The 21,472-nt window shown below is 64.0% G+C and carries 20 protein-coding genes; 3 read left to right on the forward strand and 17 right to left on the reverse strand.

Going from position 1 to position 21,472, the window contains the following annotated elements; genetic code table 11:
- The first annotated feature begins 80 nt into the window (after positions 1-80).
- Positions 81-2,030, forward strand: coding sequence for an acyl-CoA dehydrogenase family protein (locus tag AC5Y5C_RS11845; RefSeq protein ID WP_499972247.1), 1,950 nt, complete (start codon positions 81-83; stop codon positions 2,028-2,030).
- Here the strand turns inward: AC5Y5C_RS11845 and lpqB are convergent.
- The 4 genes from lpqB to AC5Y5C_RS11865 are packed head-to-tail and all read right to left on the reverse strand — an operon-like array spanning position 2,027 to position 7,787.
- Positions 2,027-3,778 carry an MtrAB system accessory lipoprotein LpqB gene (gene lpqB, locus AC5Y5C_RS11850; protein ID WP_499972250.1) on the reverse strand — a complete coding sequence of 584 codons (1,752 nt, stop codon included), beginning with the start codon at positions 3,776-3,778 and terminating at the stop codon, positions 2,027-2,029. The two genes, AC5Y5C_RS11845 and lpqB, sit on opposite strands and share 4 nt — an antisense overlap.
- Entirely contained in the window at positions 3,778-5,505 is a 1,728-nt protein-coding gene (gene mtrB, locus AC5Y5C_RS11855; protein WP_499972254.1) for an MtrAB system histidine kinase MtrB, read from the reverse strand. Before mtrB ends, lpqB begins: the two co-directional genes overlap by 1 nt.
- Complete coding sequence (gene mtrA, locus AC5Y5C_RS11860) at positions 5,502-6,188, reverse strand: two-component system response regulator MtrA (protein WP_070909563.1); 687 nt, start codon at positions 6,186-6,188, stop codon at positions 5,502-5,504. Before mtrA ends, mtrB begins: the two co-directional genes overlap by 4 nt.
- A 51-nt stretch (positions 6,189-6,239) precedes the next feature.
- Positions 6,240-7,787: an AMP-binding protein gene (locus tag AC5Y5C_RS11865; RefSeq protein ID WP_499972260.1), complete on the reverse strand. Its 1,548-nt coding sequence runs from the start codon at positions 7,785-7,787 to the stop codon at positions 6,240-6,242.
- Between the two features lie 286 nt (positions 7,788-8,073).
- Here AC5Y5C_RS11865 and AC5Y5C_RS11870 point away from each other — a divergent pair, with 286 nt between their 5' ends.
- Complete coding sequence (locus AC5Y5C_RS11870; protein WP_499972263.1) at positions 8,074-8,799, forward strand: MgtC/SapB family protein; 726 nt, start codon at positions 8,074-8,076, stop codon at positions 8,797-8,799.
- 56 nt (positions 8,800-8,855) lie between these two features.
- Here the strand turns inward: AC5Y5C_RS11870 and AC5Y5C_RS11875 are convergent, their stop codons facing one another.
- From AC5Y5C_RS11875 to AC5Y5C_RS11930, 12 genes are all read right to left on the reverse strand, one after another.
- The gene (locus AC5Y5C_RS11875) at positions 8,856-9,494 is read right to left on the reverse strand and encodes a dTMP kinase (protein WP_499972265.1); all 639 of its coding nucleotides are present in this window, start codon (positions 9,492-9,494) and stop codon (positions 8,856-8,858) included.
- 68 nt (positions 9,495-9,562) lie between these two features.
- Complete coding sequence (gene ahcY / locus AC5Y5C_RS11880; RefSeq protein ID WP_499972270.1) at positions 9,563-11,023, reverse strand: adenosylhomocysteinase; 1,461 nt, start codon at positions 11,021-11,023, stop codon at positions 9,563-9,565.
- 130 nt (positions 11,024-11,153) lie between these two features.
- Complete coding sequence (locus AC5Y5C_RS11885) at positions 11,154-11,774, reverse strand: TetR/AcrR family transcriptional regulator (protein WP_499973141.1); 621 nt, start codon at positions 11,772-11,774, stop codon at positions 11,154-11,156.
- Positions 11,775-11,848: 74 nt separating this feature from the next.
- The gene (locus AC5Y5C_RS11890; RefSeq protein WP_499972273.1) at positions 11,849-12,037 is read right to left on the reverse strand and encodes a rubredoxin; all 189 of its coding nucleotides are present in this window, start codon (positions 12,035-12,037) and stop codon (positions 11,849-11,851) included.
- On the reverse strand, positions 12,034-12,222 hold the full coding sequence (locus tag AC5Y5C_RS11895; protein WP_499973144.1) for a rubredoxin: 189 nt from the start codon (positions 12,220-12,222) through the stop codon (positions 12,034-12,036). The genes AC5Y5C_RS11890 and AC5Y5C_RS11895 overlap by 4 nt, the downstream gene beginning before the upstream one ends.
- Positions 12,223-12,235: 13 nt before the next feature.
- Entirely contained in the window at positions 12,236-13,468 is a 1,233-nt protein-coding gene (locus tag AC5Y5C_RS11900) for an alkane 1-monooxygenase (protein WP_499972275.1), read from the reverse strand.
- Between the two features lie 163 nt (positions 13,469-13,631).
- Positions 13,632-15,107, reverse strand: coding sequence for an amino acid permease (locus AC5Y5C_RS11905; RefSeq protein ID WP_499972277.1), 1,476 nt, complete (start codon positions 15,105-15,107; stop codon positions 13,632-13,634).
- A 53-nt stretch (positions 15,108-15,160) separates the two neighbouring features.
- Entirely contained in the window at positions 15,161-16,084 is a 924-nt protein-coding gene (locus AC5Y5C_RS11910; RefSeq protein WP_499972279.1) for a cation diffusion facilitator family transporter, read from the reverse strand.
- Between the two features lie 42 nt (positions 16,085-16,126).
- The gene (gene manA, locus AC5Y5C_RS11915; protein WP_499972283.1) at positions 16,127-17,344 is read right to left on the reverse strand and encodes a mannose-6-phosphate isomerase, class I; all 1,218 of its coding nucleotides are present in this window, start codon (positions 17,342-17,344) and stop codon (positions 16,127-16,129) included.
- Complete coding sequence (locus tag AC5Y5C_RS11920; protein WP_499972286.1) at positions 17,341-18,408, reverse strand: TobH protein; 1,068 nt, start codon at positions 18,406-18,408, stop codon at positions 17,341-17,343. Before AC5Y5C_RS11920 ends, manA begins: the two co-directional genes overlap by 4 nt.
- Positions 18,408-19,808, reverse strand: a complete 1,401-nt coding sequence (locus AC5Y5C_RS11925; protein ID WP_499972290.1) for a phosphomannomutase/phosphoglucomutase — start codon at positions 19,806-19,808, stop codon at positions 18,408-18,410. The genes AC5Y5C_RS11920 and AC5Y5C_RS11925 overlap by 1 nt, the downstream gene beginning before the upstream one ends.
- Before the next feature lie 143 nt (positions 19,809-19,951).
- Positions 19,952-20,362 (reverse strand): DUF3499 domain-containing protein, encoded by a 411-nt coding sequence (locus AC5Y5C_RS11930; protein ID WP_499972294.1) that lies wholly within the window; start codon positions 20,360-20,362, stop codon positions 19,952-19,954.
- Between the two features lie 152 nt (positions 20,363-20,514).
- Between AC5Y5C_RS11930 and AC5Y5C_RS11935 the strand changes: the two genes are divergently transcribed.
- A complete protein-coding gene (locus AC5Y5C_RS11935; protein ID WP_499972297.1) occupies positions 20,515-21,015 on the forward strand; it encodes a metallopeptidase family protein in 501 nt (166 codons plus the stop codon).
- A 29-nt stretch (positions 21,016-21,044) separates the two neighbouring features.
- Here AC5Y5C_RS11935 and AC5Y5C_RS11940 read toward each other — a convergent pair whose 3' ends face one another.
- Positions 21,045-21,299 (reverse strand): WhiB family transcriptional regulator, encoded by a 255-nt coding sequence (locus AC5Y5C_RS11940; protein WP_499973147.1) that lies wholly within the window; start codon positions 21,297-21,299, stop codon positions 21,045-21,047.
- Positions 21,300-21,472: the final 173 nt, after the last annotated feature.

A 21,472-nucleotide genomic window follows, 5' to 3' on the forward strand; every position in this document is an offset into this window, starting at 1 on the left:
TTAGACCACTGGTCGGTAAAGGCAAGCGGCGTGCCGCAGAACGCCGCTGCCGCCCACTCAATCTGACTAGGCTCGGATTCATGGAGACCCGGACAGCACCCGCCGATGCCGAAATCCTCACCTCTAATCTGCGCGTTGCGCTCGACGGCCGATTCGGTCCGATACGCGACGCCGCCCGCGATTACCTGAACCGCGCCGACCTGTTACCCGACCCATCGCTGACGCTTGAGGAGGCGCGCGCGCGGTCACTGCAGATCATGCGCGAGCTGGTCCCACATGGCTTACCGCAGGCCGGGTTCCGCAAGGAGCACGGCGGCACCGGCGATGTCGGGGCGGCGATCGTCGGCATTGAGATGCTCGGCTACGCGGACCTGTCGCTCATGGTCAAGGCCGGCGTGCAGTGGGGCCTGTTCGGTGGTGCGATCGAGAACCTGGGCACCGCAACCCATCACGAGCAGTACGTGGTCCCGCTGATCAATCTCGATGTGCTCGGCTGTTTCGGTATGACCGAGACCGGCCATGGCTCCAACGTCCAGGCCCTGCAGACTGTCGCCACCTACGACAGCCAGACCGGCGACTTCATTCTCAACTCCGACACTGAGCTGGCGCGCAAGGACTACATCGGCGGCGCCGCCGAGCATGCCACCGTGGCAGCGGTTTTCGCGCAGCTTGTCACCGGCGGGCCCGGCGAGGAGGCCACCGGCCGCGGAGTGCATTGCTTTGTGGTGCCCATCCGGGATGCGGACGGCACCGACCTGCCCGGCGTCACCACCAGCGACTGCGGATACAAGGGCGGTCTCGCCGGAGTCGACAACGGGCGCATCGTGTTTGACAACGTGCGGGTGCCCCGAGCCAACCTGCTCAACAAATACGCGGACGTCGCCGCCGACGGCTCCTATAGCTCGCCCATCGAGAACGAGAACAAGCGATTCTTCACCATGCTGGGCACACTCATCCGCGGACGGGTCAGCGTTGCTGCTACCTCGGGTGCGGCGGCCCGCAAGGCCCTGACCATCGCCTCGCGATACGCCTTGGTGCGTAAGCAGTTCGACACTCCGGACAGCGACGACGAGGTGATCATCGCCGATTACCTCGTGCATCAACGCAAGCTACTGCCCTTGATCGCACGGTCGTACGCACTCGCGTTCGCACAGAACGAACTCACCGAAGAGCTGCATGAAGTACAGACCGCAGACGAGGTGGATGGCGACCGGCAGCGTCAGCTGGAAAGCGCCGCAGCGGGTTTGAAGGCGATGACCAGCTGGCATGCCCAGAACACCATCACCGTATGCCGCGAAGCATGCGGCGGAGCCGGGTACCTCGACGCCAACCAGCTCACCATTCTGCGGCGCGACATCGACGTATTCACCACCTTCGAGGGCGATAACACCGTGCTCACCCAGCTGGTGGCCAAGGAGCTCCTGTCGGCCTACGCCGAGGATGTGCGCGGCCTCAACGCCGTGGGCTGGACCCGGTTTATCGCCGGTATGGCCCGCGACGTGATCCTGGAACGCTCCGCGGCGCGACAGGTCATCCAGACCATCCTGGACTCCTCCGATGAGGACGTCGAGGAATCCGATCTGAGCAACCGCGGCACGCAGCTGCGGCTGCTGCGCAACCGCGAAGATCATCTGCTGCGCACCGCGGCCACCCGGATGCAACGTGCACAATCCGATGACGAGGATCCGTTCGAGGTCTTCAACTCCGCGCAGGACCACATCCTCAAGGTCGGCTCCGCCCACACCGAGCGGGTGGTCCTGGAGGCGTTTATCGAGGCAATCGACAGCTGCGACAGCAAGTCGGCACAGGAACTACTGGAAAAGCTGTGCGACCTGTTTGTCTACAGCGTGCTCGAAACCGACCTGTCCTGGTTCCTGATGCACCGGCATGTGTCGACCGAACGCGCGAAGGCCATCCGGCGCGGTGTCAATCAGCTGTGTGAGGAGCTGCGCCCGCATCTGCGTACTCTGGTGGACGCCTTCGGAATTCCCGAGGCTCTGCTCGCCACGGAGATGATCGCCGAGAACTAGCCCGTCAGCACGGGAATGGCCTGCGGCGTCATGAGTGGACGCACCTCGATCCACCGCTCCTCCGGAGTGCCCAATCCCGTCAGCTGCAGTACGCCACGCGCATCGGCGATGTAGATGATGGCCGGCGAGGCGACAATCGTCGACACCGGAGTCAACAGATTGCGGTCGTCCAGATCGGAATTGACTCCGTCGAGATTCACGTTGGCCACCAGATGCGACCCGTCGTTGCGGGCCACCACGATGTCATCACCGGTACGCCAGGCCAGCGACACCGCGGAGTTTCCGAGGCCAAAACCAAGACGGCGCGGGTGCACCAGCGCGTAGTCGCCGCTGTCGGTCTGCACAACAGTCGCCAGGATCACCTGCCCGTCGATGATCATGGCGGCGCGCGTGCCATCGCGTGACAACGCCAGCTCGGTGATCTGCCCCTTGTAACTCTGTGCCACCGCCGATGATTCGACGGGCAACACCGCCACCATGGACGTGGTCGCTTCCTGGATGACCCTGACCACCCGGCCACCGTCGATGACCACCCACACCGCGTCGTCAAGGGCCCAGGTCGGACGGGTCAATGTTTTACCGCCGACCGCCTCGCTGCCGTTTGCGCCATTGGCACCCACCCACATCGACATCAGCGGATCGTCTCCGGCCTGCACCCGAATCACCGACGCCACTTGACGCCCACTGCGTGATAGTGCTGCCGAAACCTGGCTTCCCACTTGCCCAAATGATCCGCGCACCGGCAATGCCGCATCACGGTCAACCGTCACCAGCGATCCGTTCAGCAGTCCGTAGAGGCCCACCCCGGCCCCCTCCGACGCACCGGGATCGGTCGACGCGACATTCTGAGTGCTCCAGCCCTGCGCCAACTGCTCATCTAGTGGAGCACCATTGACCTGTAGGACGTACGGCCCGGCGATACCGGCGCGCGACAGCGTCCAAATCACCTGCGCGGCAAGGAACTGCCGGGTCCGCTGATCCGGGGTCAGATCCCCTTCCAGCTCGACCCGCACCCCGCCGTACCCTCGCCCCACGTCCACCCTGCTGCCGTCGGCGCGCGTCACGGGGCCGCGCAAGCGCAGGCCGCTCAGGTGATTACGCACCGCTCCAGCAAGTTCCGGGCGCGGACCGGACAAGAGTTTGTATACGAGCTCGGTGGCCAGCAGATCGGGGTCGTTGACCGCCACATAGCGCGGGTCGGGCACCACGGTGCGACCGGCAGGGTCCGCAAAGTAGACGGTGTATCGCCGATAGGTGGCCTGGAACTGCGCCCAGTCCAAGAAGACTCCATTGGGCAGCGAGTCGATTCGCCACTCGCCGTTGACCTTCACCAACGTGAACTGGGGGTCTTGGATGTCCCCCTGAGCGGTCTCGAACACCCCGACATCGGACAATGTGCCCAGTTTGTTGGCACGCACGTTGATGGTCCACCGGTCGACGCCGCGTTGATCGGCGAATATCGGCGACTCGATGAGCACCGCGTCGCCCGCGTCATCCCAAGTCCGCGAACCAGATTCGGTGAGGAACTGCCGGGCGGCCCGGTGCCTGTTCGACGGCTCGGCGGTGGCCTTCAAGAACTCACGCAATACCGTCTCGGGTTCCATCCCCGGTGTCGGTGCCGGCACACCCGGCGGTAGAGGCCGCTGTACCGTCCCGATCGCCTGCGGTGAAGACGAGGAAGGCACCCCGGCACAACCGGTGATGCCGAGAGCCACCGCGGTCAGGGCCGCGGCCACCTTGCGGCGCATCAGGACGACTCCCGCACGTGCTCTACCTTGGCACCCGAGGTGCGCATCGGTGTGGTCTCCTGCTCCCCGGGTTGGGTTCCCCGCTCCCCTGGTTGAGTTCCCCGCGAAACCGGCCGGCGCGCACCAGCACTCGGACGGCTGGTCGGGTTCAACGGAAGCGGGCTCGTAGTCACTTTATGCCCGCGGACCAAGGGCACCGTCAACCGGAACAATGCCCCATTGCCCGGTTCGCCCCACGCCTCCAGTCGTCCCTGGTGCAACCGAGCATCCTCGACGCTGATCGCCAGGCCCAAACCGGTGCCCCCGGAATGACGCTTGCGCGACGGGTCGGCACGCCAGAACCTGTTGAACACCAGTTTTTCCTCACCGGGACGGAGCCCAACCCCGCGGTCTCGCACAGTGACGGCAACGCTGTCGACATCGGCGGCCATCCGGATGGTGACGGGCTTGTGCTCGCTGTGGTCAATCGCGTTGGCAACCAGGTTACGCAGAATCCGTTCCACGCGACGGGGGTCAACCTCGGCGATGATCTCGCTATCGGGCATGTCGAGCTCTACCACGGTGTCCAGCTCGTCTGCCAGGTGCTTGACCGAGGCCACGACGGTCTTCACGGTGTCGCGCAGATCCACCTGCTCCACGGCGAGCTCGGCCACGCCGGCGTCGTGCCGCGAGATTTCCAGCAGATCGGCCAAGAGTGTCTCGAACCGGTCCAACTCATTGGTCATCAGCTCGGCGGAACGCTGCAGCGCCGGGTCAAGCTCCTCGCGGTTGTCGTAGATGAGATCGGCCGCCATTCGCACCGTGGTCAGTGGTGTGCGCAGTTCGTGGCTGACGTCAGAGGTGAAGCGACGCTGCAGGTTTCCAAACTCCTCCAGCTGTGTGATCTCGCGTGAGAGGCTTTCGGCCATGTCATTGAACGACACCGCGAGCCGCGCCATATCGTCGACGCCGCGCACCGGCATGCGTTCTGAAAGATGTCCTTCGGCGAACCGCTCGGCGATGCGAGAGGCCGACCGCACCGGCAGCACCACCTGACGAGCGACCAGCAGCGCGGCCGCGGCCAGGAGCACCAGCAGCACCACACCGCCGGTGACGATGGTGCCGCGCACCAGCGAGATGGTGCTTTCCTCACTCGACAGCGGGAAGACCAGGTACAGCTCGAGCGCGGTGACCTTCGACGTCGTCGGCGAGCCGATGACAAGAGCCTTCCCCGAGAAGCTCTCGGTGTGCACGGTCGAGTACTGATAACTGACCTGGCCGGCCTTCACGAATTCGCGCAGTGGGCCCGGGATCTGGGTGGCCGGACCCGACGATGTCGCCTCACGGGGACCGTCACCGGGAACCAAGAGGACCGCGTCGAACGCCCCGGCACCGCCCCCCTCGGAACCCTTGCTGCCGTTCAGCAGTTGGTTACGAGCCAGCTCCAGGCTGCTTTGTAATGAACGGCTTTCCTCGCCGCCGACATCGTCGCTGACGATGACCCGCGCACGTTCCATTTCCTCCGTCGCGACCCGAATCTTCGATTCCAGGATGCGGTCGGTCACCTGACTGGTGAGGACGAACCCCAGGATCAGGATGACCAGGGAGGACAGCGCCAAATTGGACACCACCACCCGCACCTGCAGGGAACGGCGCCAGGTGAACCCCACCGCTCGACTCAGCGTCTTCAGTCCGCGTATCAGTGGTGCCGATCGCCGCTGAATGCGCCGCTTCGAGCTAAAGATCACGGGGGTCCGGCCTTATATCCCACTCCTCGAACGGTCAACACCACGGTCGGATTCTCCGGGTCCTTCTCGACCTTCGCCCGCAGCCGCTGCACGTGGACGTTCACCAGCCGGGTGTCGGCCGGGTGACGGTAACCCCACACCTGTTCGAGCAGCACATCACGAGTAAACACCTGGCGCGGTTTCCGTGCCAGCGCCACCAGAAGGTCGAACTCCAGGGGGGTCAGGGAAATCTGCTCGCCCTCGCGCGTCACCTTGTGCGCGGGCACATCGATCTCAATACCCGCGATGTTCAGCAGCTCGGCCGGCTCATCGTCGTTACGCCGCAACCGCGCACGGATGCGGGCGACGAGCTCCTTGGGTTTGAAGGGCTTCATGATGTAGTCGTCTGCACCGGATTCCAGGCCGAGCACCACGTCAACGGTGTCGGTCTTGGCGGTGAGCATGACGATCGGAACACCGGAATCGGAACGCAGCACCCGGCATACATCGATGCCATTCATACCGGGCAGCATGAGGTCCAACAGCACTAGGTCGGGGCGCAGCTCACGGACTGCGGTAAGCGCCTGGGTACCGTCGCTCACCACTGCCGTCTCGAAGCCCTCCCCGCGCAACACGATGGTGAGCATCTCCGCCAATGACGCGTCATCGTCGACAACAAGGATCCTTTGCCTCATAGATCCCATCGTGTCACTAGATCGTGACAAAACCGGGGTACCAAGGGGGCGAGTTGCGAACTAGTCTCCGGCGAGCCGCGCCCGGATCTTGAACTTCTGAATCTTGCCGGTGGCGGTTCTGGGCAGAGAGTCGACGAACTCGACGCGCTTCGGGCACTTGTACCCGGCCAGATTCTCCCGGCAGTGCGCGACGAGATCCGGACCCGTTGGTGCATCCGCCCCGGGGTTCGCCTCAGCGACCACCACGACCGCCGTGACCAGCTCGCCCCATTTCTCGTCGGGCACGCCGACCACCGCGGCCTCCCGAACCCCAGGGTGCGATATCAGCGCGTCTTCCACTTCGATGGAGGAGACGTTCTCACCGCCGGTAATGATGATGTCCTTCTTGCGGTCCGAGATGCTGAGGTAGCCCTCGGACATCGATCCGCGGTCACCCGTGTGAAACCAATTGCCTGCCAATGCCTCCGTGGTCGCCTCGGGCTGGTCCCAGTAGCCGTCGAGATTCGTATTCGACTGGGTGAGCACCTCGCCATCCTCGGCGATCGACACACGGACACCGATCGCCGGAGCGCCCGCGCGGCCCAGCATGCGCGCCTGCTGATGCTCGTCGAGGTCTGCCCATTCGGACCGGAACCGATTCATCGTGATCAGCGGTGCGGTCTCGGTAAGCCCATATATCTGGATGAATTCCCAGCCCAGTTCGGCGCGCACCCGCGCGATCGTGCGCGTCGGAGGCGGTGCTCCCGCGACGATGATCCGAACCCGATCCCGTCCGGGAATGGGTCCTTGCCAATGCGCGGCAGCATCCAGCACGGAGTCGACGACCGTTGGCGCCGCACACATCACGGTGACACCGTGTTCCTCGACGCGGCGCAGGATCTCGTCCCCATCGACCTTGCGCAGCACGATGTGCCGGCCACCCATTCCGGTCGCTGCGTACGGCCAGCCCCAGCCGTTGCAGTGGAACATCGGCAAGGTGTGCAGCAGTACATCGTCATCGCGCAGGGTCGCATGCAACCCGAAGACAACGGCGTTGAGCCAGATATTGCGATGCGTGAGCTGGACACCCTTTGGCCGGCTTGTGGTGCCTGAGGTGTAATTCAGTGTGGCGGTGTCTGATTCAGCGCATACCCACGGACGAGGGCTGGCCGGGTTCGACGGCTCCTTCTCTCCCGTGTCACCAAAAATAGCCGCGTCGTCCTCTCCCAGGACAAAATTGTGTGTGGCACGCACGGTGTCCAGCAGGGCCCGCACCTCCGGATCCACGATCAGCACCGAGGCGCGTGAATGCTCGACGATGTATTCGATCTCGGCGGGGGCCAAACGAAAGTTGATGGGCACCAGGATCCGTCCCCACCCGGACACCCCGAAGAACGAGGTGAGCAGTCGCGCGCTGTTCTGCGAGACAATCGCCACGCGCTCCCCCGGTCCGACGCCCAGACCGTCGAGCGCCGCCGCCTGCCCGCGCGCCCGCTCGGCCAGCTGCCGGTAGCTCAATGCTCCCCAAGAGGGCGCCGGTTGCACCGGCTCGTCGACTACCCCGACGCGGTCGGGGTACACCAACTCGGCACGGTCCAGGAAATCTCGCACGCTCAGGTCGAAGTACACGCACCAATCCTGCCGTCCCGCTCGCAATGTGGCGTGGATATCAACGAAGCGAAGGGGCATCTTGCCGGTCACCGGTGGACGGGTGTTTAATGATGGCGCTTTGTTCAGCAGTGGTTCACGTGCGCTTTGCGCCAGCGCCTAGGAGGTGACGCGACTATGTCCGATAGTCAACCTCCGAGTATCCACAGCGCCTTCTAACGCAGACCCGGGTCGCGCACGAAGGCGCTCTTGTTGCACCACACATGTGTGTGCACCTCGAAGCCACTGCGAGAGAACAGGACCCTTCATGAGTCATTGGGATGTCATCATCCGCGTAGCCCTGGGATTTGGCCTGGGTTGTGCCATCGGGATCGAACGACAATGGCGCGCCAAGAATGCCGGCCTGCGCACCAACGCACTGGTGTGCCTGGGCGCGACCCTGTTCGTCATCATGGGCGGCTACAGCTTCCATGGCCCCGACGCCGACCCGACTCGCGTTGCAGCACAGATAGTTTCGGGCATCGGCTTCCTCGGCGCCGGTGTGATCATGAAACAGGGCGCCACCATCACCGGGCTGAACACCGCCGCCACCATGTGGGCCACCGCTGCCGTCGGTGCGCTGGCCGGCGGCGGCATGTACGACGTCGCGATCATCGGCACCGCGGCCATCGTGCTGGCCAACGTGTTCTTGCGGCCGCTGGGCCACCTGCTCGACCGTCACCCGACCACCACGGGCCGCGAGGCCCGTCCGGCCGAGTACCTATTCGAAGTCACCACCACCGATGAGACCGAGGCGCATATCCGGGCGCTCACCGTACAGGCCGTGAGCAGACCGGAATTCGCGCTGCAATCGGTGCGGTCCTATGACGTCGAAGACGGCAAGCATGTGCGTGTAGTGGCGAAGTTGAGCGCCGGGGAGCGCGACGACTCGTTGCTGGAGTCCGCGGTAAGCCGGCTGTCCATGGAGCCCGCCGTCTCGTCGGTGCGCTGGCATATCGACCGCGAGGAAGAGGCCGAAGCCAGTGAATGGTAAGCGCATCCATCGAGCGTGAACCGTGGCGGTATTTCGGCCGAATATCCGCCCCACCTTCACACTCGGCGCAGGAGCTTCTCCGCCAACGCATCCGGATCGCCGCCGTCGGTGACCACCCACTGGCCGCCCCAATTCCGTTGCGCCAGGTCCGCATATGCCGCGGACACCCGCGACTGCAGATCCGAATCACGCTCGTAGGTGTCGCGGGTGCGGTCGCTCTCCTGCTGCTCGCGGTGCCGCGCCCGCTGTTGGGCAAGCTCCGGGGAAACATTAAGGAACACTTGCCAATCGGGATGCGGCAGACCGAAGCGCTCGTATTCGAGCGCATACACCCAGTGGGCCATGTCGCCGTCGCCGTCCTGATGCAGCCGCGCCGCGCCGTAGGCGGCATTGGAGGCAACCCAGCGATCCAGGATCACCAGGTCGTTTGTGCGCGCCAGCCCCGCGAGCTCGGCACGGCAATCGCGCCGGTCCAGCGCGAACAGCAGCCCCATCGCGTATGCGGAGGACACCACATCGCCGTGCCCGCCTTTGAGCGACTCGGCGGCCAGGTCGGCATGCACCGAGCGCCCGTAGCGCGGAAAGTCCAGCGTCGCAACGGATAACCCCTGAGCATTCGAGCGCGCTATCAACTTCTCGGTGAGTGTGCGCTTGCCCGCGCCGTCGACACCCTCGATCGCAATCAGCTGGCCCACGGCTGGTCAGCCTACGCAAAGGCCCCCGGCACCGGAGTGCAAGGGGCCTCTACGCGGGTTAGCGCCGATCAGTAGCGGTAGTGCTCCGGCTTGTACGGGCCTTCCACATCCACGCCGATGTACTCGGCCTGATCCTTGGTGAGCTTGGTCAGCGTGCCGCCGAGGGCCTCGACGTGAATGCGCGCGACCTTCTCGTCCAGGTGCTTGGCCAGCCGGTAAACCTCGTTGTCGTACTCGTCGTTCTTGGTCCACAGCTCGATCTGCGCGATCACCTGGTTGGAGAAGCTGTTGCTCATCACGAACGACGGGTGGCCTGTGGCGTTACCCAGGTTGAGCAGACGGCCCTCGGAGAGCACGATGATCGACTTGCCCGAGTCTCCGAAGGTCCACAGATCCACCTGCGGCTTGATGTTGAGCCGTGTGGCACCCGACTTCTCCAGGGCAGCCATATCGATCTCGTTGTCGAAGTGGCCGATGTTGCCCAGGATCGCCTGGTCCTTCATGGCCTTCATGTGATCCAGGAGGATGATGTCGTAGTTACCGGTCGCGGTCACCACGATATCGGCATTGCCGATGGCCTCCTCGACGGTCACGACGTCAAACCCGTCCATAAGCGCCTGCAGCGCGTTGATCGGGTCGATCTCGGTGACCTGCACGCGAGCGCCCTGCCCCGCGAGGGACTCGGCACAGCCCTTGCCGACGTCGCCATAGCCGCAGATGAGGACCTTCTTGCCGCCGATGAGCACGTCGGTGCCGCGGTTGATGCCGTCGACCAGAGAGTGTCGGGTGCCGTACTTGTTGTCGAACTTGCTCTTGGTCACCGAGTCGTTGACGTTGATGGCCGGGAACGCCAGCTCGCCGGCAGCGGCGAACTGGTACAAGCGCAGCACGCCGGTGGTGGTCTCCTCGGTGACGCCCTGAACCGATGCGGCGACCTTGGTCCACTTGTCCTTGTCGGTCTCGAACCGCTCGCGCAGCAGGTTCAGGAAGACCTTGTACTCGGCTGAGTCATTGTCGTCCGCGGGCGGCACCACGCCGGCCTTCTCGAACTGCGCGCCGCGCAGCACCAGCATGGTGGCGTCGCCGCCGTCGTCGAGGATCATGTTGGCCGGCTCGCCGGGCCAGGTGAGCATCTGCTCCGCGGCCCACCAGTACTCCTCCAGCGTCTCGCCCTTCCAGGCGAAGACCGGGATGCCCTCGGGCTTCTCCGGGGTGCCATGGGGTCCGACGACGATGGCTGCCGCCGCATGGTCCTGGGTAGAGAAGATGTTGCAGGACGCCCAGCGCACCTCAGCACCGAGCGCGACGAGCGTCTCGATGAGCACCGCGGTCTGGATCGTCATGTGCAGCGAGCCGGAAATGCGGGCGCCCTTGAGCGGCAACACGTCCGCGTACTCCCGGCGCAGCGCCATGAGGCCAGGCATCTCGTGCTCGGCGAGACGGATCTCCTTACGGCCGAACTCAGCCTCGGAAAGATCGGCCACCTTGTAATCAATGCCGTTGCGTACGTCGGCCACCAGCTCGGTCATCGCCACCTCAATCGCGTCTCTTGATGTTTCTTGCATGTCAATGCAACTGACACACACGGGTCCGTCACCAGGTTAGCGCGTGTGAGCGATAGATAGTTAGATCAGGTAGCGAGATTTGTGGACATGCAGGTCACTGTGGACCCCTCCCGCTTGCAGGGGCCTTATCGGCGAGTGCGTTGGCCTCGACGAACGGGGACAACAGACGCGCCATATCGAGCGCCACATCATGATCCGATTCCGGCGGCATCGACACGTAACTAATCGCCAGTCGCACAATCGACCTCGCGAGGATCGCGGCATCCTCCTCGCTTGCGGACACCCAGCTGTTGGCGAACGACTCGGTCAGCCGTGCCGATGCCGGCAGCACGATCACGGCACTGTCTACCGTCACAAGGCGCATGAGCTCAGGTTTGGCATCACCGGTCAGCAGCGCGATGACCATGGGATCTGCCGCACTCTCGGCGAAGAATGCAGCGAATCCCTGATGCAGAGCGCCGTGGATATCGCCGACATTGGCGTATATCGCGTTGTTGACGGAGTCGGCAAGGCGCAGAGCCAGCCGCAGGGCATAGCCCTGGGCCAGCCCCTGCCGGGAGCCGAACTCGTTGTACAGCGTCTGCCGACTGACTCCGGCCCGACGGGCGACCGCGGACATTGTCACCGCCGACCAGTCCTGGTGCCGCAGCAGATCTCCGAGAGCATCGAGAACCGATTCGCGTAGCAGCGCCCGTGCGGCCTCGGCATACGGCAATCGTGGCGTCACACCGGGGAGCCTGACAGGGGCGCTCGCCGTCGTCAATGCGCCCCTTGCAGGCAACACATCTGTCATGGCCGCGCGATCTCCACCATCACGAAGTCGGCCTTCGCCGCGCCACAGTCCGGGCAGCTCCAGTCCTCAGGAATGTCGTCCCAGCGAGTGCCCGCCGCGATGCCGTCCTCCGGCCAACCGACGGCCTCGTCGTACTGGAATCCGCACTGCATGCATTCGTACAATTTGTAGTCGTTCTCGCTCATGAGTCCGCTCCTGATTTTGAGGATTCAAAAACTTCGAAATCCACTTTCTCGCGCACTCCGCAGTCGGGGCAGCACCAGTCGTCGGGAACCTCCGACCACGCCGTGCCGGCCGGGAACCCCTCGCGAGGGGCCCCCATGTTCTCGTCGTACACGTACTGGCATACGGGGCAACGGTACTGGGATATTTTCGGGGACATTTTATGCCGCCCGTTCCGTCACGCCGTACTTGGCCAGAATCTTTGCACGCTTGCTCGGCTGGACGTTCACCTTGGTGATATCGCCGTCGTAGTGATCCAGCACCCGCTGATCCATGATCTTGCGCCACAGCGGCGGGAAGTACGCCAGCGTCAGCATCGTCGCGTACCCGCTGGGCAGGTTTGGAGCGCCGTCCATACTGCGCAGGGTCTGGTAACGCCGCGTGGGGTTGGCGTGGTGATCGCTATGCCGCTGCAGGTGGTACAGGAAGATGTTGGTCACCAGGTGATCCGAGTTCCAGCTGTGCTTAGGGGTGCAGCGCTCGTACCGTCCGCCGGCGACCTTCTGCCGCAGCAGCCCGTAGTGCTCCAGGTAGTTCACCGTCTCCAGGAAGGTGAATCCATAGATGGCCTGAATGATCAGGTACGGGATGACCGCAGTACCGAAGATGGCGATGGTGACCCCGAACAAGACCACCGTCATCAGCCACGCATTCACCACATCGTTGCTCGGGTGCAGCACAAAGCGATTCAGCCGCTTCATACGCGTGGCCTCCAGATTCCAGGAGGACTTCAGGCTCCCCCAGACGCTGCGCGGCCAGAAGCCCCAGAACGTCTCGCCGAATCGCGAACTGGCCGGGTCCTCGGGTGTCGCGACGCGCACGTGGTGTCCACGGTTGTGCTCGATGTAGAAGTGGCCGTAGAACGTCTGTGCCAGCGTGATCTTCGAGAGCCAGCGCTCCAGTTCGTCCTTCTTGTGCCCCATTTCGTGCGCGGTATTGATGCCGACTCCGCCGAGCACACCGATCGACAATGCGATGCCCAGCTTGGAGATCCAGCTGATGCCGTTATCGAAGCCGATCCAGCTCAGGTCGGTGGCGGTGAAGTAGTAGGCCCCCAGGAAGAAGCTCGCGTACTGGAACGGGATGAAGATGTAGGTGCAGTACCGGTAGTACTTGTCATTCTCCAGCGCCTCCATCGCCTCATCGGGCGCGTTCTCGCCGTCGGCGCCGAAGCGCAGATCCAGCAGCGGCAAGAGCACGTACACCAGCAGTGGGCCAATCCAGAAGAAGAATGGCGAGAACTGCTGCCACCCGAGCTGGTTCATCGCATAGACAAGAGCCGTCGCGATGAAGATGGCGGTGGGCGGAATCATGCCGTACAGCCACATGTGGCGCTTGCGATCGCGCCACTGCGAGGTGGGCTGCGCCGGGCCTGTTTCCAAGTTTGACGTCATCGTCACTTCTCCTCGGTTTCAAATCTTCGTGAGGTGCGTCACCGAACAGATTTGACGATAAGACATGATTCGTCGCTTGTCTAGACAAATGATTATGTTTTGTAAAGCAGCTGGTGGTGCGCGTCACCCCGAGGGCGCCGACGGAGAGGAAGAAGGAAGTGAATTACTGCTCGACGGCCACACGCAACCCGAGCAGCGAGTGCCGGCGACTGTAGGCGAAGTAGACGACCACGCCGATGACCATCCAGGCCAACGCGAACATCCAGGTGCGCACGGCAAGGTTGAGCATCAGCCAGCCGCACGCGAGGATCGCGATGATCGGCAGCCATGGCACACCCGGAGCCCGGAAGGCACGCGGCAGGTCGGGCCGGGACCGCCGCAACACGATGACGCCGGCCGAGACGAGCACAAAGGCAAACAAGGTGCCGACGTTGACGATCTCCTCCAGACCTTCGATCGGGGTGAAGGCCGCAGCCAAAGCGACGAGGAAGCCGACAATCAGGGTGATCCGTATCGGTGTCCCGTGCGATCCGGTTCTCGCCAGCTCGCGCGGCAATAGCCCGTCTCTACACATTGCGAAGATGACGCGGATCTGCCCGAGCATCAGCACCATGACCACGGTGGTCAGCCCGGCCAGTGCGCCGATCGCGATGACCTTGGCGGCCCAGTCGACGCCGTTGAGGTGGAATGCCGTGGACAGATTCGGATGCGAATCAGCTGCCCGCAGATCGCTGTACTTGACCATCCCGGAGAGCACCACCGTGACCGCGACGTACAGGACGGTGACGATCACGAGCGACGCGATGATGCCGCGCGGCACATCCTTTTGCGGGTTCCGGGTTTCCTCCGCGGTGGTGGCAACGACATCGAAACCGATGAACGCGAAGAACACGATTGACGCACCGGCCAGTACGCCGAACCAGCCGTACTGACTTCCGGAGCCACCGGCGATGAATGAGAACAGCGACTGATCCAGTCCGGTCCTGCTGGAACTCCCAGCCTCCGTCGGCGGGATGAACGGTGTGTAGTTGGACGCCTTGATGAAGAAGGCGCCGACGATGATCACCAGTAGCACCACCAGAACCTTGACGGTCGTGACGACGAGGGATACCCGTGAGGACAGCTTGGTGCCGACAGCAAGCAGCACCGTCAACACCGAGACAACGAGCAATGCGCCCCAGTCGACCTTGAGTGACCCGAGATGCACTGTGCTACTGGAGAACCCAAATACGGTGCTCAGATAGCTCGACCAGCCCTTGGCGACGGTGGCCGCGCCGACCGAGAACTCCAGAATGAGGTCCCATCCCAGGATCCAGGCGGCGAACTCACCGAATGTCGCGTAGGAAAACGTATAGGCGCTGCCGGCAACCGGAATGGTCGATGCGAACTCGGCATAGCACATGGCGGCCAGACCGCACCCGATTGCGGCCATGATGAAAGAGAGTGAAATCGCCGGACCGGTGACATTGGCCGCCGTCGATGCGGTGACAGTGAAAATACCGGCTCCGATGACCACCGAGACCCCGAAAACGGTGAGATCCCACCACGTTAAGTCCCTACGGAGCTTTGTTTCCGGCTCGTCCGTATCCGCGATCGACTGTTCGACAGACTTGGTTCGCCACAATCCGCTACCTGGCATTACGGCAGTCTCGCACAACCCCCATGCTCACGACGGTTGATCACACCGGCTAGCTAAGAATTGGCGGTCGAACGGTCCAGATCGGGCTCGAGATAGATCACCTGCGCGATCGGTATCGCCTCGCGCACCCGCCGTTCGGCGGCGTCGATCGTCGCAGCGACCAGCGGCAGATCCGCGTCCGGGGCGATCGCGATCTTGGCCGCAACCAGAAGCTCCTCCGGGCCCAGATACTGGGTACGGCAATGAATTACCCGCTCCACGTGATCGGTCCCGGTCAGCGCGTCCAGGATCGCTTGCTCCTGCGACGCGGTCGCGCCCTCGCCAATCAGAAGGCTCTTCATCTCGACCATCAGGACAATCGCGATGATGCCCAGCAGCACCCCGATCGCCATGGTGCCGATCCCGTCCCACACCGGATCACCCGTCAGGATCGTCATGCCAACACCAAAGAGCGCAAAGGCCAGTCCCAGTAGGGCACCGGTGTCTTCGAGCAGCACGACGGGAAGCTCGGGGTTGCGTGAGTTGCGGATGAACTGCCACCAGCTGGCCTTGCCCTTCAGCGGTGTGGACTCCACGAACGCGGTACGGAAGCTGTAGCCCTCCAGCCCTATCGCCAATACCAGGATCACGACCGCGACAATGGGCGACTGAAGATGCTCAGGTGCGTGGATCTTGTGATAGCCCTCGTACAGGGCGAAGACCGAACCCAGCGTGAACAGCACCAGCGCCACCACAAACGAGTAGAAGAATCGGCTGCGCCCATACCCGAACGGGTGCAGACGATCTGCCTCCCTACTCGCCGCGCGCTGCCCGTAAAGCAGCAGCCCCTGGTTGGAGGTGTCCGCCACCGAGTGCACGGACTCGGCGAGCATCGACGAACTTCCGGTGATAAGGAAGCCGACGAACTTGGCCGCGGCAATCCCGGCGTTGGCCGCCAGCGCCGCGATGATCGCCTTCTTACTGCCGCCTGCAGACATCGACTCTCCCTCTGTTCCCTTCGCGCCTTGCCCCGTGGATCGCTATGCGTCCGCGTCGACTGTTGCCATGAACACGCGCGCGTCAGACTGCCCGATCAGCGTGACACTTCCGCCGTCAGCCGGCACCCACGCCGACTGTCCCGTATGCACCGCGAGATCCGCCCCCGAACCGTCCAACCGCACGCTGCCATGGGTGCACAGCAGTATCCGCGGTCCGTTGACACCGACCTGAGTGGGCTCACCGTCGACCAGGTCGAAACGCGACAGCGCGAATTCCTTGGCAGGCGTGCAGTATCGAGTCTGGGCACCGTCGGCAACCGTCTCGACGTGTAGATGCTTCTCGGCGGCGGGCGAAAAATCCAGCACCCGAAGCAATTCGGGAACATCGACGTGCTTGGGGGTCAGCCCGCCCCGCAGCACATTGTCGGAGTTGGCCATGATCTCAACCGCCAGGCCGCGCAGGTACGCATGCAGGTTTCCGGCGGGCAGGTAGATCCCCTCCCCCGGCTCCAGGGTGAGCCGGTTCAACAACAGCGAGGCGAGCACTCCCGCATCGGCTGGATACCGCTCACCCAACTCCAACAGGGTGCGCGCCTCGCCGACGAAACGCTCGTGCCCGGAGGACAGATAGCGCACCGCACCGTCGAGCACCGACGGCACCAACAGATCCAGGCTCGGCTGAGGCAGCGTTATCCACGTGGTGAACAGGGCGCGTAACCCATCGGCGTCGGATTGACCGGCCAGCAGATTCACATACGGTGTCAGCACGTCGACATTCAAAGCGCGAAAGAGCTCGACGGTGTCGCCGGGATCGCGGAAGCCGGCCAACGCCTCGAAACGATCCAGCGCCACAACAAGTTCCGGCTTGTGATTGCGATCGCGATAATTGCGTACCGGGGAGTTGAGCGGCACCCCTGCCGCCTCTTCGCGTGCGTATCCGTCGGCCGCCTGCTGCGCACTGGGGTGAGCCTGCAAGGACAGCGGCTCATCGGCGGCCAGCACCTTCAGCAGGAACGGAAGTTGATCACCGAACTCCGCAACCGACGCCGGTCCCAACTGCCCCGCCGGGTCCGCCGCCACGACTTCGAGCAATGACTGTGCACTGTTGCCGGTTTCCACGTAGGCCGGGTCAGCCGGGTGCGCGCCCAGCCACAGTTCGGCTTCGGGATGCGGTGTAGGCGTGGGGCGGCCGGTGAACTCGGCGATCGCCGTCCGCGAACCCCAGGCGTACGTCCTGATCGCCCCCCTGAGCAGATTCACAGCCCGGATCTCCCCCCACCAAGCCGGGCGTACACCGAGGCCATTTCGAGCCGTGTCGCGAGCATCATCAGCTGCGCGAGCTCAGACGGCCGACTCGCCACGTCGCCGAGGTCGGTGGTGCTCACCAGCTCCGCCTCGTCGACACCGTCGATCCTCGAGGCGACCGATTGGAAGTCACTATCGGTCGCAAGGGCAAGTATCCGCGGTCGACCACCGCTACGAGGGCCATCGATGAACTCATCATGAAACAGCGAGGCCTCACCAGAACTTCTACCCGACAACGTATCCCGCATAGCGGCCAACGCTTGCGGGAGACCGCACGCGGTCGCGGTGCGCTGCGTGAGCCGCAGTAGCGTCGCCGCGGCGTGTTGAGCGAGCGCCACGGTGACCGACCGATCCCCACAGAGCACCGCAGGGCCACCGGTCAAACGTGTGGCGATGACCTTGGCGGCGTTGGTGAAGACTTCCCGCCCTATGGTGTTCCGGGACACCTCACCATCCACCTCGTCGGCGATGGTCATGACGTCAGGCGCGACGGCCTTATCGAGCACGCCAAGCACGGCCGCGCCGACGGCAAGATTGTGGGCAAGGCTGAATGTGTCCGGCACCCGCAAACGGGGTGCCAGCGAAATTGCCCGGCCTGCACCAGAATACGCTAGAGGACCCTCATCGGGTGCGGCGATGATTACCCGGGCGCCCCGGCGGGTGCCCACCGATACCGCAGCGCTGAGGGCCGGGTCACCGGCATCGTCACCGGCGACCACGATGACATCGAGCGGGCCCACCCATACCGGTGCCCGGGTGGCAGTCACGAACGGAAGGCTCACCGTATCCGACAGCGCCCCAGCCAAAACCGCTCCGGCCGTGGCGGCGGTGCCGCGACCCGCGACCCAGACCACAGCGCGCGACCGGTCTTCCGATCGAAGAGACTCCAGGGCGCCCTCGGCGATGGCAGTGCCGACCGCGCGCACCTGCGAGCCGGCCATGGACGCGGCCTGCAACAAGCCATCGCGATCCGCCGCCAACAGCGCCTCGGCGTCGTCCAGATCGATGGTGGCGTTCATCAGGTAGCGGCCTCGGTGCGGTCAACCACCTCGGTGACGCGTGCGACCACCGCCGCCACATCTTCGTCGGTGCGCGCCTCCACGTTGAGACGCAGCAATGGCTCGGTATTCGAGGTACGCAGGTTGAACCATGTCCCGGTACCGATGTCGATGGTCACTCCATCGAGATGATCGATCGAAACTATTTGTGTGCCAAATGACTTCAGCACCTCATCGATACATGTCTTGGCATTCGAGACGCGGAAGTTGATCTCACCGGAGGACGCGTACCGCTCGTAGTCAGACATGAGGTCCGACAGCGGCCGGTCCTGCTCGCTGAGAGCCGCCAGTACATGCAGTGCCGCCAGCATCCCCGAGTCCGCCCCCCAGAAATCGCGGAAATAGTAGTGCGCGGAGTGCTCACCGCCGAAGATCGCCCCCGTCTCGGCCATCAACGCCTTGATGAACGAGTGACCGACACGCGAGCGCACCGGTGTCCCCCCATGCTCGACGACAAGCTCGGGAACGGCGCGCGAGGTGATCAGATTGTGGATGATGGTGCCGCCGATTTCCCGCTCCAGTTCGCGGCGCGCCACCAAAGCGGTTACTGCGGATGGAGATACAGCGCGTCCACGCTCATCGACCACAAAGCACCTGTCGGCGTCGCCGTCGAAAGCGAGCCCGATGTCGGCCCCCTCCGACAGAACAAAGGCCTGTAGATCACGCAGATTCTCGGGATCGAGTGGATTGGCTTCGTGGTTGGGAAAATTGCCGTCCAACTCAAAGTACAACGGCGCGAGCGCTATCGATGCAATCGTGCCCAGTACCGCCGGAGTCGTGTGCCCGGCCATGCCGTTACCCGCATCCACTGCCACCCGAAGCGGGCGCGCCCCAGTCAACTGAACCAATGACCGCAGGAACTCGCCGTATTCGGCGAGGACATCACGCTCGGATACGGTGCCAGCCGGACCGTCATGCACTGGCACGCCGTTGATCAGCTCATCGCTGATGATGGACAGGCCGGTGTCTTTACCCACAGGCTTGGCGCCTGCGCGGCACAGCTTGATTCCGTTGTAGGCCGCCGGATTGTGACTGGCGGTGAACATGGCTCCCGGGCAGTCCAACAAGCCCGAAGCGAAATACAGCTGGTCGGTGGATGCGAGCCCGATCAGCACGACATCGAGACCCTGCGCGGTAACACCCTCGGTGAACGCCTGCGCCAGCCCCGGCGAAGAGTCGCGCATGTCGCGACCCACCACGATCCGCGGCGGCGCACCCGCGTCCGCCCTCTCGGCTTTGACCAGCCGCGCGAACGAAGAGCCCACATCAAACACGAAGGAATCGTCGATCTGCTCGCCCAGTAGGCCACGGACGTCGTACGCCTTGATTACCGCATGAACAGCGTCGGCGGACCGGGCCATGACGAGAGCACTCCTATTGATCTATCGAGAGAGGGGACGTTAGGTGTCGCTGGCCAGCCTAGTGGTCGGCGAGTATCCAACGTGAACGTCCGGCGAGAGGCTACAGAATGTCATCAGGCCGAGCCGAAAGTACCTGTTCAGAGCTACTCGGCTGGATCAGGCAGCACCCGCAGGTGCCCGCGGCGCCGCCCCACGGGGGCCGGGTGCACGGGCCGGGGGGCCGTCGAGGTGGCGGGCGATCCCATATCGAGTGCCGGCTCACTGAATCCAGCCGCAGCCACCCGGACACCGGCAGGTTCCCGCACCGCATCCGCCAAGGCAACCAGGTCGTCGTCCTCGGGATTCGACGGCAGAGGACCGTTGTACCTGACCAGCTCCCACCCGCGAGGCGCGGTGATCCGGCTGGCGTGCTGCGCACACAGATCCCACGAATGCGGCTCGCTGGACGTGGCCAGCGGCCCGACCACGGCCGTCGAGTCCGCGTAGACGAACGTCAACGTCGCCACGGCGGGACTCGGGCACCCGGGCCGACAGCAACGACGGGGGGCTCTCACAAACGTTGAGGCTAGCGTGCGCAAACACGTTCCGACCCGCAGACACGCGCTGCGAACCCACCGAGACCCTCCGGTGATCGAGGTGAGACCCCGGGGTGACCGGCTCGTTGTGATTCGTCAACCACAAGAGTCACACCGCTACCATTTCTCCTATGTCACGTGACGGACGGCGCGGCGGCTCGGCTGGCGGGTCGAGTTCGCAGGGCTCTCGAAGGGGGCGCGAATTCCGTGGCCCCCTCCTACCGCCGACCGTTCCCGGCTGGCGCTCGCGCGCCGAGCGTTTCGATATGGCCGTCCTTGAGGCCTACGAGCCGATCGAACGGGCATGGCAGTCACGACTGGAGGGACTGGACGTCGCGGTCGATGAGATTCCACGCATCCAGCCGAAGGATCCTGAGTCGGTGCAGTGGCCGCCGGAAGTCATCGCGGACGGACCGATCCCGCTGGCAAGGCTGATTCCTGCCGGCGTGGACACCCGGGGTAACACCACCCGGGCGCGAATTGTCCTGTTCCGCAAGCCGATCGAATTACGCGCAAAAAAATCTGGGGATTTGTCGGATCTCCTGCACGACCTCCTGGTGGCGCAGGTTGCCACCCACTTGGGGGTGGAACCGTCGGTGATCGACCCAACCATCACCGACGAGGGCGAGTAACCCGCCCTGGTCGAGCGCAGAACGCGGAGTTAGATGATGCCCCGCTTCAGACGACGGCGCTCACGCTCGGACAACCCACCCCAGATGCCGAACCGTTCGTCATTGGCCAGCGCGGACTCAAGGCACTCGTCCTTGACTTCGCAGCCCTGGCAGATGCGCTTGGCCTCACGAGTCGACCCACCCTTCTCAGGGAAGAACGCCTCGGGATCGGTCTGTGCGCACAGCGCCTTCTCTTGCCACTGATCGTCAGCGACACCAATGAGCGCATCAAAATCGTTATGCACCAACGTCAGATGCGGACGTGCGGGCGGTAAGCCCGTCGCACCCGTGCCAACGCCGGAACTCAGCTCGTCGTGTACGCCAAATTCATTGCGCCCAAACAGCATCGTCCCGCCTCCTCACTGTTCCTCTTGCATCCCAATACAGCTCGTAATGCCCGGTTTCGTGCCACATCTTC

The sequence above is a fragment of the Mycobacterium sp. NGS15 genome, assembly GCF_059813245.1.